Genomic DNA, 13,973 nt, shown 5'->3' on the forward strand with positions numbered 1-13,973 from the left:
CGCGAGACCTTGGTGGAATGCGCTTTCTCCTGCTGTTTTCCAGGCGATCATGCCAAAGAGGTGGCGGTCGGCCCAGAGCCGTGGACCAACCGCCGTCTCTTCGTTACGTATTCGACCCACCGTCAACAATGGGACGGATCAGCCGATGTGCGGCTCCTTGATCCATTCGCCCTTGCGCATGACGCCCTTGAGTCCGAAGTCCGCGTCCAGGACCACCAGGTCGGCGTCCTTGCCCGGTTCCAGCGAGCCGACCCGGTCGTACACGCCGAGGAGTCGCGCCGGGTTGGCGGAGATGGACTGCACGACGTCGCCGACCGGGAGCCGGTCGACGGTCACGGCCCGGTGGAACGCGGTGTCCAGGGTGAGCGTGGAGCCCGCGATCGAGTTGCCCTCGACCAGCCGCGCGACGCCGTCCTTGACCTCGACCGCGAGCGGGCCGAGCTGGTAGAGCCCGTCGCCGAAACCGGCCGCGTCCATGGCGTCGGTGATCAGCGCGACGCGGTGGGCGCCCGCGTGGTGGTAGGCCAACTGCAGGGCCGCGGGGTGCAGGTGGGTGCCGTCGTTGATCAGCTCGACGGTGATCCGCTCGTCCTCCAGCAGCGCCGCGATCGGGCCGGGCGCGCGGTGGGCGAGCGGCGGCATCGCGTTGAAGAGGTGCGTGGCGACGGTGGCGCCGGCGTCGATCGCCTCGACGGTCTGCTCGTACGTGGCGTCGGTGTGGCCGATCGCGGCGATGACGCCGTGCTCGGCGAGCAGCCGTACCGAGTCGATGCCGCCCGGCAGTTCGGTGGCGAGCGTGAACATCTTCGCGGTACCGCGCGCCGCGTCCATCAGCTTGCGGACCTCGGCCGGGTCGGGGTCGCGCAGCAGTTCCTCGCTGTGCGCGCCCTTGCGGCACGGCGAGATGAACGGCCCCTCGAAGTGGATGCCGGCCAGGTCGCCCTGTTCCACCAGCTCGGACAGGACCCCGGCCCGGTGGGCGAGGAAGTCCATCTCGCCGGTGACCATGGAGGCGACCAGGGTGGTGGTGCCGTGCCCGCGGTGGGTGCGGATGCCGGTGAGGACCTCGTCCACGGTGCCGGAGGTGAAGGAGGCGCCGCCACCGCCGTGGTTGTGCATGTCGACGAAGCCGGGGACCACCCAGTGGCCGCTCAGGTCGACGGTCGGTGCGCCCTCCGCCGCGGCGCCGGCGATCCGGGTGCCCTCGATGATCACCCGGCCGTTCTCGACCGTCCCGGTGGGAAGCACCACCCGGGCACCTGCGAGAACTGTGCTGTCTGCGCGTCCGGCCATCAGGCGGATACCTCCGTGGAGAGAAGATCCCAGGCGAGCAGCCCTGCGCCCAGGCATCCGGCGGTGTCCCCGAGGGCCGCCGGGACGATGTGGGGCAGCTTCTGGAACGTGACCCGTTCCTCGACGGCCGCACGGAGTGGTGTGAACAAGGTTTCCCCGGCCTCGGCGAGACCGCCACCGATGATGAGCGTGCGCGGGTCGAGCAGTGTCAGCGCGGTGACCAGCCCGGCGGCGAGCGCGTCGACCGCGTTCTGCCAGACCGCCACGGCGGCCGGGTCGCCGGACTCGACGGCCTTCGCGCAGTCCGCGGCGTCCGCCTCGGGGTCGCCGGAGGCGGCGGCCCAGGCACGGCTGACGGCGGACGCGGACGCCAGGGTCTCCAGACAGCCGCGCTGGCCGCAGCTGCAGTCCGGCCCGTCCGGCCGGACCACGATGTGCCCGATCTCGCCCGCGTAACCGTGCGCGCCCGCCTCGATCGTGCCCGCGATGCCGATGGCTCCGGCGATGCCGGTGCCAAGCGGTACGAAGACGAAGCGGTCGGCGTCCCTGCCCGCGCCGATCCGGCCCTCGGCGAGCCCGCCGGTGCGTACGTCGTGGCCGAGTGCGACGGGAACACCGCCGAGCCGCGCGCCGAGCAGCTGCCGCATGGGCACGTCGCGCCAGCCCAGGTTCGCGGCGTAGACCGCGATCCCGTTCTCGGCGTCGACGATGCCGGGCACGGCGACGCCGGCCGCGACCGCGCTCTCGCCGAGGTGCTCCTCGCCGTACGCCCGCAGATCGGCGGCGAAGGCGAGGATCGACTCCACGACGGCTTCGGCGCCGCGCTCTCTGCCGGTGGCCCGCCGCGCCTCGTACAGCAGGGTGCCGTCGGCCCCGACCAGTGCGGCCTTCATTCCGGTGCCGCCCACATCGAGGGCGATGACGTGTTTCACGGGAAACAGTTTCGCCCGCGGAACCAAAAAGGTCTAGTCCACTATCCCGGTTTGTTGCGGATACATACAAAATAGCGGCCACGATGTCGCGGCCCGGGTTCCGGCCCGGCGGGGAAGGGCGGAGAAGGGTGGAGAAGGGAGGGAGAAGGGAGGGAGAAGGGCTTCGGGAGGAAAGGGCCACGAGGACTTCCGACGCGGTGGGGCCATGCTCCCGGGCCCGGCGCGACCGGGTACCGGCCCGGTTACGTTGCGAAAGCGATACCTGTCGTGGTGTAGACCATCGGCGATGGGCTGGGGGAGGATCACACCTCGTTCCGGAGGGCCCCACGACGGCGTGGCGGGTACGGGCGACTCGACGGATGAGGACGGACTGGCTGTGCGGTTGCGCCACCGGGTACTGATCGCGGCAGTGACCGCGCTGGGCATGACAGCGACGTTGTCGGCTTGCGGCAACACCGGCAGCGGCTCGGGGGACGTCACCCTCAAGCTCGTCGCGGCCGACTACGGCAACGGCCCGGCCAACAGCTCCGAGAAGTACTGGGACCGGCTGGTCAAGGGCTTCGAGGCGTCCCACCCCGGCATCGACGTCGACGTCAGCATCTACTCGTGGAAGGACATCGACCGCGAGGTCGCCGCGATGGTGAAGAAGGGGCAGGCCCCCGACATCGCCCAGATCGACGCGTACGCCGACTACGCCAAGGCCGGCAAGCTCTACCGGGCCGACGAGATGCTCTCCATCCGCACCCAGGCCAACTTCCTGCCGTCCCTCACCGAGGCGGGCAGTCTGGACCGCACCCAGTACGGGCTGCCGTTCGTCGCCAGCACCCGGCTGCTCTTCTACAACAAGAAGCTCTTCGCGCAGGCGGGCCTGGACGCCCCGAAGACCTGGGACGACATACGTGACGACGCGGCACTGCTCAAGCAGCGCGGGGTGACCAGTCCGTTCGCGCTGCCGCTCGGCCCGGAGGAGTCGCAGGCCGAGGCCACGATGTGGATGCTCAGCGGGGGCGGCGGCCTGATCGACGACAGCGGCTCGTACGAGATCGACTCGGACGAGAACGTCCGGACCTTCGACTGGCTGAAGACGAACCTGGTCGACAAGGGCCTCGTCGGTCCCGTCGCCCCCGGCGGGCTCGACCGGCAGAAGGCGTTCGACGCGTTCACCGACGGCAAGGTCGGCATGCTGAACGGCCATCCCACGCTGATGCAGGAGGCCGAGCGCAAGGGCGTCTCCGTCGGCATGGTGCCGCTGCCCGGCATCGACGGCCCGAGCGAGGGCTCGCTGGGCGTGGCCGACTGGATCATGGGCTTCAAGCAGAACGGCCACCGGGTGCCGCTGGGCAAGTTCTTCGACTATCTGTTCACCGACAAGAACGTCATCGACTTCGCCGACGAGTACGACCTGCTCCCGGTCACCGACAGCGCCTCCGCGGCCATGGAGTCCGACGCCAGGTTCAAGCCGCTGTGGAAGTTCCTGGCCGCGCTGCCGAACTCGCACATCTACCCGTACGGCAAGACGTCCTGGGCCCGGTCCAGCGAGTCGTTCAAGAAGAACATCGGCAGGGCGGTCGAGCCGAACGGCAGCGCCGAGGACGTGCTCGGGAAGATCGCGCGCGACTCGGCGGCGGCGGAGCACACGGAGTAGCGGGCGGCGCCTCCGGGGCCGGGCCTCCGGGCGGCCGGCCTTCCGTACGGGCGATATGTTGGCTGATATGACCGCCCCCACGCCCGGCCCCGACGACACGGACGGCCTCTCCGACCGGGACCGTGCCGTGCTCGCCGTCGAACGGCAGTCGTGGCCCGGCCCCGGTGCGAAGGAACGGGCGATCCGCGAACAGCTCGGCATCTCGCCCACCCGCTACTACCAGCTCCTCAACGCCCTGCTCGACGACCGCCGTGCTCTGGCGGCGGACCCGGTGACGGTGAACCGCCTGCGCCGGGTGCGGGACGCACGTCGCGAACGGCGCTGAGAGCCGGATCGGAGTTCCTTCGGCCGCCGGAGATCAGGCCTGTCGGCTCGGTGAGGCCTCTCGGCGGTCCGGGTTCGAGTGCCTTCGGCTCAGCGGGGCCTTTCCGGCAGCGCGAATTCAAGCCCCTCCGGCGATTGAGGAGCGGGGGTCCGGGGGCAGCGCCCCCGAAAACGCCGGCGCCGCCCCAACTCCCCGCCCCGGCTATAGGCTCCCCTCATGGGCAGCAACCCGGAAGCACCCGCACCCGAACCCGCACCCAAACACGCACCCGCACCGGAACCCGCACCCACACTCCCGACCCCCACCACCGCACCCGGCCAAGAGGCCCTCGCCGCGATCCTCGCGCGCCCCGACCGTGCCGTGATCGCGCTCGATTTCGACGGCACCCTCGCCGACATCGTTCCGGACCCGGAACAGGCCCGCGCCCACCCCGGCGCCGTCGACGCCCTCGTCGCGCTCGCCCCGAAAGTGGCCTCCATCGCCGTGATCACCGGCCGCCCGGCCGGCGTCGCGGTCCGGCACGGCGGCTTCGCCGGAGTCGCGGGCCTCGACCACCTCGTCGTCCTCGGCCACTACGGCGCCGAGCGCTGGGACGCGGTGTCCGGCACCGTTCATGCCCCCGCCCCGCACCCCGGCATCGCCTCGGTCCGCGCCGAACTCCCCGGTGTGCTCGACCGGTCCGGTTCCTGGCACGGCACCTGGGTCGAGGAGAAGGGCCGGGCGATCGCCGTCCACACCCGCCGGGCCGCCGACCCGCAGGCCGCGTTCGAGGCGCTGGGCGGCCCGCTCGGCGAACTCGCCTCCCGGCACGGACTGATCGTCGAACCGGGCCGGCTGGTCCTGGAACTGCGCCCGCCCGGCATGGACAAGGGCGTGGCGCTCGCCCAGTACGTACGGGAGACGGACGCCGAGTCCGTGCTGTACGCGGGCGACGACCTCGGCGACCTCGCGGCCTACGCCGCGGTGGAGAAGCTCCGTACCGACGGCGCCGACGGCATCCCCGGCCTGCTGGTGTGCAGCGGCAGCGCGGAGGTGCCCGAACTGGCCGAGCGGGCCGATCTGCTGCTCGCCGGACCGGGCGACGTCGTCGCCTTCCTGGCGGCGCTGGCCCGGCGGATCTGACGCCCGCCCCCGCCTCCGTCCCGTCTCAGTCCCGCCGCAGCGCGTCCAGCTGGTCCAGGAACCACTGCTGCGGCGGCAGCGCGACCGCCGCCGCGGCCAGACGTTCCGTGCGCGCCGTCCGTTCGTCGTCCGCCATCGTCAGCGCCTCGTGCAGCGCCGCCGCCGTCGCCGAGACGTCGTACGGATTGACCACCACCGCGTCGCTGCCCAGCTCCTCGTAGGCGCCCGCCTCCCGTGACAGCACCAGCGCGCAGCCGTGGTCGGAGACGACCGGGATCTCCTTGGCGACCAGGTTCATGCCGTCGCGGATCGGGTTGACGAGTGCGACGTCGGCCAGCCGGTACGCGGCGAGCGAGCGGGCGAAGTCGTCCTTGACGTGCAGCACCACCGGCGTCCAGCCGGGCGCACCGTACTCGGCGTTGATCTCGTCGGCGACCCGACGCACCTCGGCCGTGTAGTCGCGGTACACCGCCAGGTCCTGCCGGGAGGGGTAGGCGAAGGCGACATGGACGACGCGCTCGCGCCACTCGGGCCGCTCGTCCAGGAGTGAGCGGTACGCGAGCAGGCCGCGCACGATGTTCTTGGACAGTTCCGTTCGGTCCACCCGTACGATCGTCCTCCGGCCGGGGCCGGTCTGCTCGCGCAGTGCCGCCATCCGCTCGTCCACGTCCGCCTCGTGGGCGCGGCGGCGCAGGAAGTCCCCGTCCGCGCCGAGCCCGTGCACCCCGATCCTGGTCCGCCCGGTGCCGCCCAGGATCTGGGTGCAGCAGCCGATGAACGCGTCCGCCCAGCGCCTGGTCAGGAACGCCGCCCGGTCCGCGCCCAGGATGCCGTGCAGCAACTGCTCGGCGATGTCGTCGGGAAGCAGCCGGAAGTAGTCGACGGGCGCCCACGGGGTGTGTGAGAAGTGGCCGATCCGCAGATCCGGGCGCAGCTCGCGGAGCATGCCCGGCACCAGCGCCAGGTGGTAGTCCTGCACCAGTACCGCCGCGCCCGGCCCCGCCTCCTCGGCGAGCGCCTCGGCGAAGGCCCGGTTGTAGGTCTCGAACGACGCCCACTGCCGCCGGAACTCCGCGTCGAAGACCGGCTCCAGAGGTGTCTGGTACAGCATGTGGTGGACGAACCAGAGCACCGAGTTGGCGATGCCGTTGTACGCGTCGGCGTGCACCTCCGCGTCGATGTCGAGCATCCGTACGCCCTGCTCGGCGACCCCGCGCCGGACCGCCTCCCGGTCCCCGGCACCGAGCGCGGCACACACCCACAGCTTGTCGTCGACGGCGCTCAGCCCGGAGACGAGACCGCCGCCGCCGCGTCTCGCGTCGAGCGATCCGTCCTCTCCCAGGGTGTACGAGACCGGGCCGCGGTTGGACGCGACGAGGACCTGGGCATCGGACCGGACGCCGGATCGGGCAGCGGGCTGGGCATCGTGCTCGGAGACCATGTTGCGGAATCTAGCCCGATCACGAACCGCCCAAACGTGCGAAGTCAGACTGCGAGGCCGGATTGCGAAGTCGGGCTGCGAGGTCGGGCTGCGAGTCCGGACGAGGTCAGGCCGCGCGGCGCGAAACGTACTCCTCGATCTCGCACATCGGGGGACGCTCCTCGGTGTCCACGGCATGGGTGCGCGGTACGAAGCCGTTCTCGCCGCGCTCGAACTGGGTGAGGACCGGGCGGATCAGGTGGCCGCGGGAGAGCCTCAGCTGGGCGGTGCGGTAGATCGCCGCCGCCATCCGGCCGAGCGCCTGCCCGTCCTGGTGCCGGTGCTTGCGCACCCCCACGTCGACCTGGGCCAGCGCGTCCAGCCCCACCGTGTGCAGCGCGTCGACCAGCAGACCCAGCTCCACGCCGTAGCCGACGGGGAAGGGCAGCCGTTCCAGCAGCGAGCGGCGCACGGCGTACTCGCCGCCCAGCGGCTGGACGAAACCGGCCAGCTGCGGCCAGTGCAGATTGAGCAGCGGACGGGCCACCAGTTCGGTCACCCGGCCGCCCTGGCCCGTCGTGTCGCCGAAGGGGCGGTCGTACATCGCCTTCACGAACTGCACGTCCGGTTCGGTCAGCAGCGGACCGACGATGCCGGAGACGAAGTCCGCCGAGAAGTCCTTCAGGTCGGCGTCGATGAAGCAGACGATGTCGCCCCCGGTCACCAGGAGCGAACGCCACAGCACCTCGCCCTTGCCGGGTACGGCCGGGATCCGGGGGAGTATCGCGTCGCGGTGCACCACCCGGGCGCCGGCCTCCCGGGCCACCTCGGCGGTGGCATCGGTGGACCCGGAATCGATCACCACGAGCTCGTCGACCAGCCGGACCTTCTCCATCAGCTCGCGCCGGATCGTCGCGACGATCTCACCGACCGTCGCCTCCTCGTTCAGCGCGGGCAGTACGACACTGACGCTCCCGCGGCCCGCCTCCGCGGCCCTGGCGGCCAGCAGGCGGTCCATCGGACGGTCGGCGGCCGACCAGGAACGCCTGGCCAGCCAGCATTCGACCTCTTCCAGCACGGTCGATACTCCCTGTATGTGATCCATCTCGCGGTTCGGACGACTATCTCAACAGTCCGGTGCTTCGGTTACAGTCTTGAACAACGCGGACGACCATCGCATGCCGGGGTCCGTCCGCCGATAAATGCCCGGATCGAAGATCCGGTGCCACAGCGCTCATCCAGAGGGACTGAGGGAACGGCCCGTTGAAGTCCCGGCAACCCCCCCACCGACCGTGAGGTCCGGTGAGGAAGGTGCCAATTCCGTCTCGTGGCGAAACGCGCCGCGGGGAAGATGAGGAGAAAGGGCCTCGCCACCATGGCTGCGCAGACCGTTGCAGTAAGCACCGATTCTTCCGTCGACGCCGAAGCCGGCAACGCCGGAGCGGTCGACCTCGGCCCCGCTTCGGGCCTTTCCTGCCGCGAGTGCGGCGAGCGATTCGAACTCGGCCCGATTTTCGCCTGCGCGTCCTGTTTCGGGCCGCTCGAAGTCGCGTACGACCTGCCGAGCGGCTCCCCCGAAGAGCTGAAGAAGCGCATCGAGGCGGGCCCCGCCAACATCTGGCGCTACGCGCCGCTGCTGCCGGTCCCCGCCGACGTCGCCGAGAAGCCGAACCTGAACCCCGGCTGGACCAAGCTCGTCCAGGCCGACAACCTCGCCCGTGAGCTCGGCGTCGAGCAGGGCAAGCTGTTCGTCAAGGACGACTCCGGCAACCCCACGCACTCCTTCAAGGACCGGGTCGTCGCCCAGGCCATCGAGGCCGCCCGCGCCTTCGGCTTCACCACCCTCTCCTGCTCCTCCACCGGCAACCTCGCCGGTGCGGTCGGTGCCGCCGCCGCCCGCGCCGGCTTCCGCTCCTGCGTGTTCATCCCGCACGACCTGGAGCAGGGCAAGGTCGTCATGGCCGCGGTGTACGGCGGCGAACTGGTCGGCATCGAGGGCAACTACGACGACGTCAACCGCTTCTGCTCCGAGCTCATCGGCGACCCGCTCGGCGAGGGCTGGGGCTTCGTCAACGTCAACCTGCGTCCCTACTACGGCGAGGGCTCCAAGACCCTGGCGTACGAGATCTGCGAGCAGCTCGGCTGGCGGCTCCCGGATCAGCTGGTCATCCCGATCGCGTCCGGCTCGCAGTTCACCAAGATCGACAAGGGCCTCCAGGAGCTGATCAAGCTCGGCCTGGTCGAGGACAAGCCGTACAAGCTCTTCGGCGCCCAGGCCGAGGGCTGCTCCCCGGTATCGGTCGCGTACAAGGGCGGTCACGACGTCGTCCGGCCGCAGAAGCCGAACACCATCGCCAAGTCCCTGGCGATCGGCAACCCGGCCGACGGCCCGTACGTCCTGGACATCGCCCGCCGCACCGGCGGCGCCGTGGAGGACGTGGACGACGAGCAGGTCGTCGACGCGATCAAGCTGCTGGCGCGCACCGAGGGCATCTTCGCGGAGACGGCGGGCGGTGTGACGGTCGGTGTGACGAAGAAGCTCATCGAGGCCGGTCTGATCGACCCGTCGCTGACCACCGTCGTACTCAACACGGGTGACGGCCTCAAGACCCTCGACGCGGTTGCCGAAACCTCTCAGGCGACCGCGACGATCCGCCCCAGCCTGGAGGCGTTCCGCGCCGCCGGCCTCGCCACCAGCTGACCACCCGAGACTTCAGGAAGGGCACCCACCATGAGCGTCAAGGTCCGCATCCCCACCATCCTCCGCACCTACACGGGCGGCCAGGCCGAGGTCCCGGCCGAGGGCTCGACCCTCTCCCAGGTCATCGAGTCCCTGGAGCAGAACCACCCGGGCATCGCCGCCCGCGTCCTGGACGACCAGGGCAAGCTGCGCCGCTTCGTGAACGTGTACGTCAACGACGACGACGTGCGCTTCGAGGGCGGCCTGGAGACCGTGACGCCCGACGGCGCCGGCATCTCGATCATCCCGGCGGTGGCGGGCGGCTGCTGACGCCCCGTCCGGTCCTATCGCGTTATCGAATTGCCCCCTCCGCGTTTGAAGCGGAGGGGGCAATTCTGCATGGTTGAGCGGGGTACAGTGTGGGAAGTCCCCCCAGCTGCCCCGAGCCGCCCGCATATGAGAATGCGCCCGGCCACGACAAGATGCAGCCAAAGTGTGTGTTGGCCTTGCGGCATAAGTCGCCTTTGCCTGGCCCGACTTGCCCAGGAATCTCATGAAACCCGCATATTCGGGCGTTCGGCGCGGCCGAGAATTCTCGTCCGATTGACCTGTTGCAGAGGGCAGTTGGGCAGATACATTCAGCCGCGGTCGACGCGTTCCGGCGCACACACCCTCTCCTGTCGGAGGGTGAGTTCTGACCCGGGTCCGCGAAGTGCGGTCCTGCGCAAGGGCCAGTAATAGGGGAGTTAGGCATGGCTCAGGGCACCGTCAAGTGGTTCAACGCGGAGAAGGGGTACGGCTTCATCGCGGTCGACGGTGGTGCGGATGTTTTCGTCCACTACAGCGCGATCCAGATGGACGGGTACCGCACCCTCGAAGAGGGTCAGCGAGTTGAATTCGAGATCTCGCAGGGCCAGAAGGGGCCGCAGGCAGACATGGTCAAGCTCGCCGTCGGCTGAGTTCGACGCGGTCGGCCAACGACACCACTCACGCACTGAGGGCCCGTACCCCGGGGGTACGGGCCCTCAGCGCGTCCGGACGCGCCGCCGGGCGCCGTCCGCGGCTCGTCCACCGCTGTCCACCGCTGTCCACCGTGTTGGCCTCGTCCACCGCTGTCCGCCGCTGTCACCGTGGTCCGACGGGCCCGTCCACAGCCATCCGCCGTTGTCCACAGCCGTCCACAGCCGTCCGCCGTCGTCTGCGGCCCCGTCCGTGACCGTCCGCCGTTGTCCACATCCGGAGGGGGACGCTTGCACTCTCGGGGGTCGAGTGCTAATCATTGGCGTTAGCACTCTCCAGGTGAGAGTGACAGAACTTGGACCGGGCCGGTGAGGCCCGCAGGTCGGTGGGGCAAGGAACCACCGGTCACGCAGGCCGTCCGTCGCGGGCGCCACTCGGTCCGGAGAAATCCACCCCTGTCCGGGAGGACCACTTCACATGGCCAAGATCATCGCGTTCGACGAGGAGGCCCGGCGCGGTCTCGAGCGCGGCATGAACCAGCTCGCCGACGCCGTCAAGGTCACCCTTGGCCCCAAGGGTCGCAACGTCGTCCTTGAGAAGAAGTGGGGCGCCCCCACGATCACCAACGATGGTGTTTCCATCGCCAAGGAGATCGAGCTGGAGGACCCGTACGAGAAGATCGGTGCGGAGCTGGTCAAGGAGGTCGCCAAGAAGACGGACGACGTCGCCGGCGACGGTACGACCACCGCCACCGTTCTCGCCCAGGCTCTCGTCCGCGAGGGTCTGCGCAACGTTGCCGCGGGTGCCAACCCGATGGCCCTCAAGCGGGGTATCGAGAAGGCCGTCGAGGCCGTCTCCGCCGCCCTCCTGGAGCAGGCCAAGGACGTGGAGACCAAGGAGCAGATCGCTTCGACGGCCTCCATCTCCGCCGCCGACACCCAGATCGGCGAGCTCATCGCCGAGGCCATGGACAAGGTCGGCAAGGAAGGCGTCATCACCGTCGAGGAGTCCCAGACCTTCGGTCTGGAGCTGGAGCTCACCGAGGGTATGCGCTTCGACAAGGGCTACATCTCGGCGTACTTCGCCACCGACATGGAGCGCATGGAGTCGTCCCTGGACGACCCGTACATCCTGATCGTCAACTCGAAGATCAGCAACGTGAAGGACCTCCTTCCGCTGCTGGAGAAGGTCATGCAGTCCGGCAAGCCGCTGCTGATCATCGCCGAGGACGTCGAGGGCGAGGCCCTGTCGACCCTGGTCGTCAACAAGATCCGTGGCACCTTCAAGTCCGTCGCCGTCAAGGCCCCGGGCTTCGGTGACCGCCGCAAGGCCATGCTCGGCGACATCGCCATCCTCACCGGTGGCACCGTCATCTCCGAGGAGGTCGGCCTCAAGCTGGAGAACGCCGGTCTCGACCTGCTCGGCCGCGCCCGCAAGGTCGTCATCACCAAGGACGAGACGACCATCGTCGACGGCGCCGGTGACAGCGACCAGGTCCAGGGCCGGGTCAACCAGATCCGCGCCGAGATCGAGAACTCCGACTCGGACTACGACCGCGAGAAGCTCCAGGAGCGCCTCGCGAAGCTGGCCGGCGGCGTGGCCGTCATCAAGGCCGGTGCCGCGACCGAGGTCGAGCTCAAGGAGCGCAAGCACCGCATCGAGGACGCGGTGCGCAACGCCAAGGCCGCCGTCGAGGAGGGCATCGTCGCCGGTGGTGGCGTGGCTCTGCTCCAGGCCTCGGCCGTCTTCGAGAAGCTGGAGCTCTCGGGTGACGAGGCGACCGGCGCCAACGCCGTCAAGCTGGCGCTGGAGGCCCCGCTCAAGCAGATCGCCGTCAACGGTGGTCTTGAGGGCGGCGTCGTCGTCGAGAAGGTGCGCAACCTGGCCGTCGGCCACGGTCTGAACGCCGCGACCGGCGAGTACGTCGACATGATCGCCGAGGGCATCCTCGACCCGGCGAAGGTCACGCGTTCCGCTCTGCAGAACGCCGCGTCCATCGCCGCGCTGTTCCTCACCACCGAGGCCGTCATCGCCGACAAGCCGGAGAAGGCCGCCGCGGCCGCTCCGGGCGGCATGCCGGGCGGTGACATGGACTTCTGATCCTGACGGATCGGTAGTCCGGCACAGCTTCGCAGCTCTGCCGCGTGGGCCCCGGGACCATTTCGGTCCCGGGGCCCACGTGCGTCCTGCACCCCTGGCGCTACCGGGCGAACACCATCTCCGGGAAGCGGTCCGAGGGCCCGTCGAGCAGCCGGTCGTCGTGTCCGCGCAGCCACCGGTCGAAGAACGACGCCACGTACGCCCGGTTCGCGGCCAGGGCACGGCCCGGCGACACCGTTCCGACCGCCCCGGCCAGCCCGCCCTCCGGTACCGCGCCCTGCCGGGCCAGCCGGGGCAGCAGCACCTGGGCGTCCGTGTACGAGGCGTGCCGCGACCCGGTCAGCGTCACATCGGCCTTCCAGCCGCGGGTGTTCGCCCAGAACGCCGCCCAGGACGGCTGCTGCCGGTAGTCGCCCGAGCCCTCGCTGCCGGTCCCCATCAGCAGCAACGGCCGGTCGAGCCCGTTCAGGGCCACGCTGCTCAGGTGGGTTCCGTCCGGCTCCCGTCCGCCGACGTAGTCCATCTCGCCGTCCATGTTGACGCCCGCCAGGAAACGCCGGTCGTCGTGCATCGTCTGCGCGGCGGTGAATCCGCCCGCGGAGTGGCCGAAGATGCCGACCCGGCGCAGATCGAGCCCCCCGCCGAACCGGGTCCGGTTCAGCCGGGCCAGCTCGTCGAGCACGAACCGGGTGTCGGCGACCCGGACCGCCACGACCTTCTCCAGCAGGGCACTGATCACCTCCGGGTCGGTCGGCGGCGCCCCGTCGAAGATCCGCATGGTGGCCAGCCGGCCGTCGGGGAACTCGACCTCGGTCGCCTCATGGGTGTGGTCGACCGTGACGACGGCGTACCCCCGGCTCGCCAGGTCCTCCACCAGTGCGGTGTTCCAGGTGCGGGGGTCGCCGAGCCCGGGGGAGTACAACACCACGGGCAGTTGCCCGGCCCGCCGGTCGACGGGGGCGTCCCGGTACGCGTGGGTGGGCGTCGCGCCCCAGTCGACGCTGCCCGCCGCCATCCTCAGGTTCATGGCGGCGGCCCCCTCCGCGCTGCCGAAGTGGGCCGCGGCCGCCGCCGTCATCTGCGGCACGGCACGCGCCGCCGCGCCCGGCCGGGCCGGGTACCAGAGGCTGACCATCAGCTCCCGGCGGGCGGAGGTGCCCGGCACCCAGGGCTCGGTCCGCGAGCGGTCGACGAGGTGCAGCGCGACGGTGCCGACGGCGAACGGGCCGGTGGGGCGCGGCAGTACGGCCTTCGGGAGTCCGGCATCCGGGGGTCCGGCATCCGGCAGTACGGCATTCGGGCGTGGGGTGCGGCGGGCCGGGCCGGTCGCTGCTGTGGCGGGTGACGGCAGGGCGCTGGTGGCCAGCAACGCCGAAGCCGCCAGCCCGGTGACGAGCACCTGACGACGGCTGTGGCCACGGCTGCGGTCACGACCGGGATTGTGCGGGACGGCTGTCACGTGGGGCTCCCCGTAGGTCTGCGGTGGACGCCCCCAC

General features: G+C 70.5%; 12 protein-coding genes and 1 riboswitch. Of the genes, 7 read left to right on the forward strand and 5 right to left on the reverse strand.

All coding sequences use genetic code 11. The annotated features are described in order from the left end of the window. Nucleotides 1-138 precede the first annotated feature (138 nt). Entirely contained in the window at nucleotides 139-1,293 is a 1,155-nt protein-coding gene (nagA, locus tag ACGF8B_RS18570; protein ID WP_392739591.1) for an N-acetylglucosamine-6-phosphate deacetylase, read from the reverse strand. Continuing rightward, nucleotides 1,293-2,225: an ROK family protein gene (locus ACGF8B_RS18575; RefSeq protein WP_392739593.1), complete on the reverse strand. Its 933-nt coding sequence runs from the start codon at nucleotides 2,223-2,225 to the stop codon at nucleotides 1,293-1,295. Before ACGF8B_RS18575 ends, nagA begins: the two co-directional genes overlap by 1 nt. A 424-nt stretch (nucleotides 2,226-2,649) precedes the next feature. Here ACGF8B_RS18575 and ACGF8B_RS18580 point away from each other — a divergent pair, with 424 nt between their 5' ends. From ACGF8B_RS18580 to otsB, 3 genes are all read left to right on the forward strand, one after another. After that, nucleotides 2,650-3,870, forward strand: a complete 1,221-nt coding sequence (locus ACGF8B_RS18580) for an ABC transporter substrate-binding protein (RefSeq protein ID WP_392739595.1) — start codon at nucleotides 2,650-2,652, stop codon at nucleotides 3,868-3,870. Nucleotides 3,871-3,937: 67 nt separating this feature from the next. Next, the gene (locus ACGF8B_RS18585; RefSeq protein WP_392739597.1) at nucleotides 3,938-4,195 is read left to right on the forward strand and encodes a DUF3263 domain-containing protein; all 258 of its coding nucleotides are present in this window, start codon (nucleotides 3,938-3,940) and stop codon (nucleotides 4,193-4,195) included. Between the two features lie 216 nt (nucleotides 4,196-4,411). After that, on the forward strand, nucleotides 4,412-5,317 hold the full coding sequence (gene otsB, locus ACGF8B_RS18590; RefSeq protein WP_392739599.1) for a trehalose-phosphatase: 906 nt from the start codon (nucleotides 4,412-4,414) through the stop codon (nucleotides 5,315-5,317). A 25-nt stretch (nucleotides 5,318-5,342) separates the two neighbouring features. Here the strand turns inward: otsB and ACGF8B_RS18595 are convergent, their stop codons facing one another. Next, nucleotides 5,343-6,758: a trehalose-6-phosphate synthase gene (locus tag ACGF8B_RS18595; RefSeq protein ID WP_392739601.1), complete on the reverse strand. Its 1,416-nt coding sequence runs from the start codon at nucleotides 6,756-6,758 to the stop codon at nucleotides 5,343-5,345. Between the two features lie 106 nt (nucleotides 6,759-6,864). Continuing rightward, nucleotides 6,865-7,815, reverse strand: coding sequence for a glucosyl-3-phosphoglycerate synthase (locus tag ACGF8B_RS18600; protein WP_266689448.1), 951 nt, complete (start codon nucleotides 7,813-7,815; stop codon nucleotides 6,865-6,867). A gap of 153 nt (nucleotides 7,816-7,968) precedes the next feature. Then, a riboswitch (SAM riboswitch) is annotated at nucleotides 7,969-8,095 on the forward strand. Nucleotides 8,096-8,112: 17 nt separating this feature from the next. Between ACGF8B_RS18600 and thrC the strand changes: the two genes are divergently transcribed. The 4 genes from thrC (at nucleotide 8,113) to groL (ending at nucleotide 12,477) form a co-directional block, all read left to right on the forward strand. Next, nucleotides 8,113-9,438, forward strand: coding sequence for a threonine synthase (thrC, locus tag ACGF8B_RS18605; protein WP_392739603.1), 1,326 nt, complete (start codon nucleotides 8,113-8,115; stop codon nucleotides 9,436-9,438). 30 nt (nucleotides 9,439-9,468) lie between these two features. Next, a complete protein-coding gene (locus tag ACGF8B_RS18610) occupies nucleotides 9,469-9,747 on the forward strand; it encodes a MoaD/ThiS family protein (protein ID WP_317866360.1) in 279 nt (92 codons plus the stop codon). Nucleotides 9,748-10,169: 422 nt separating this feature from the next. Continuing rightward, a complete protein-coding gene (locus ACGF8B_RS18615; protein WP_003967346.1) occupies nucleotides 10,170-10,376 on the forward strand; it encodes a cold-shock protein in 207 nt (68 codons plus the stop codon). 478 nt (nucleotides 10,377-10,854) lie between these two features. Then, a complete protein-coding gene (groL, locus tag ACGF8B_RS18620) occupies nucleotides 10,855-12,477 on the forward strand; it encodes a chaperonin GroEL (RefSeq protein ID WP_124717206.1) in 1,623 nt (540 codons plus the stop codon). Between the two features lie 100 nt (nucleotides 12,478-12,577). On the opposite strand, the gene ACGF8B_RS18625 is transcribed toward groL, so the two are convergent. Continuing rightward, complete coding sequence (locus ACGF8B_RS18625; RefSeq protein WP_392739605.1) at nucleotides 12,578-13,936, reverse strand: alpha/beta hydrolase family protein; 1,359 nt, start codon at nucleotides 13,934-13,936, stop codon at nucleotides 12,578-12,580. Between the last annotated feature and the right edge of the window lie 37 nt (nucleotides 13,937-13,973).

This window comes from Streptomyces sp. NPDC047917, from assembly GCF_043204345.1.
Classification (GTDB): Bacteria; Actinomycetota; Actinomycetes; order Streptomycetales; family Streptomycetaceae; genus Streptomyces; species Streptomyces sanglieri.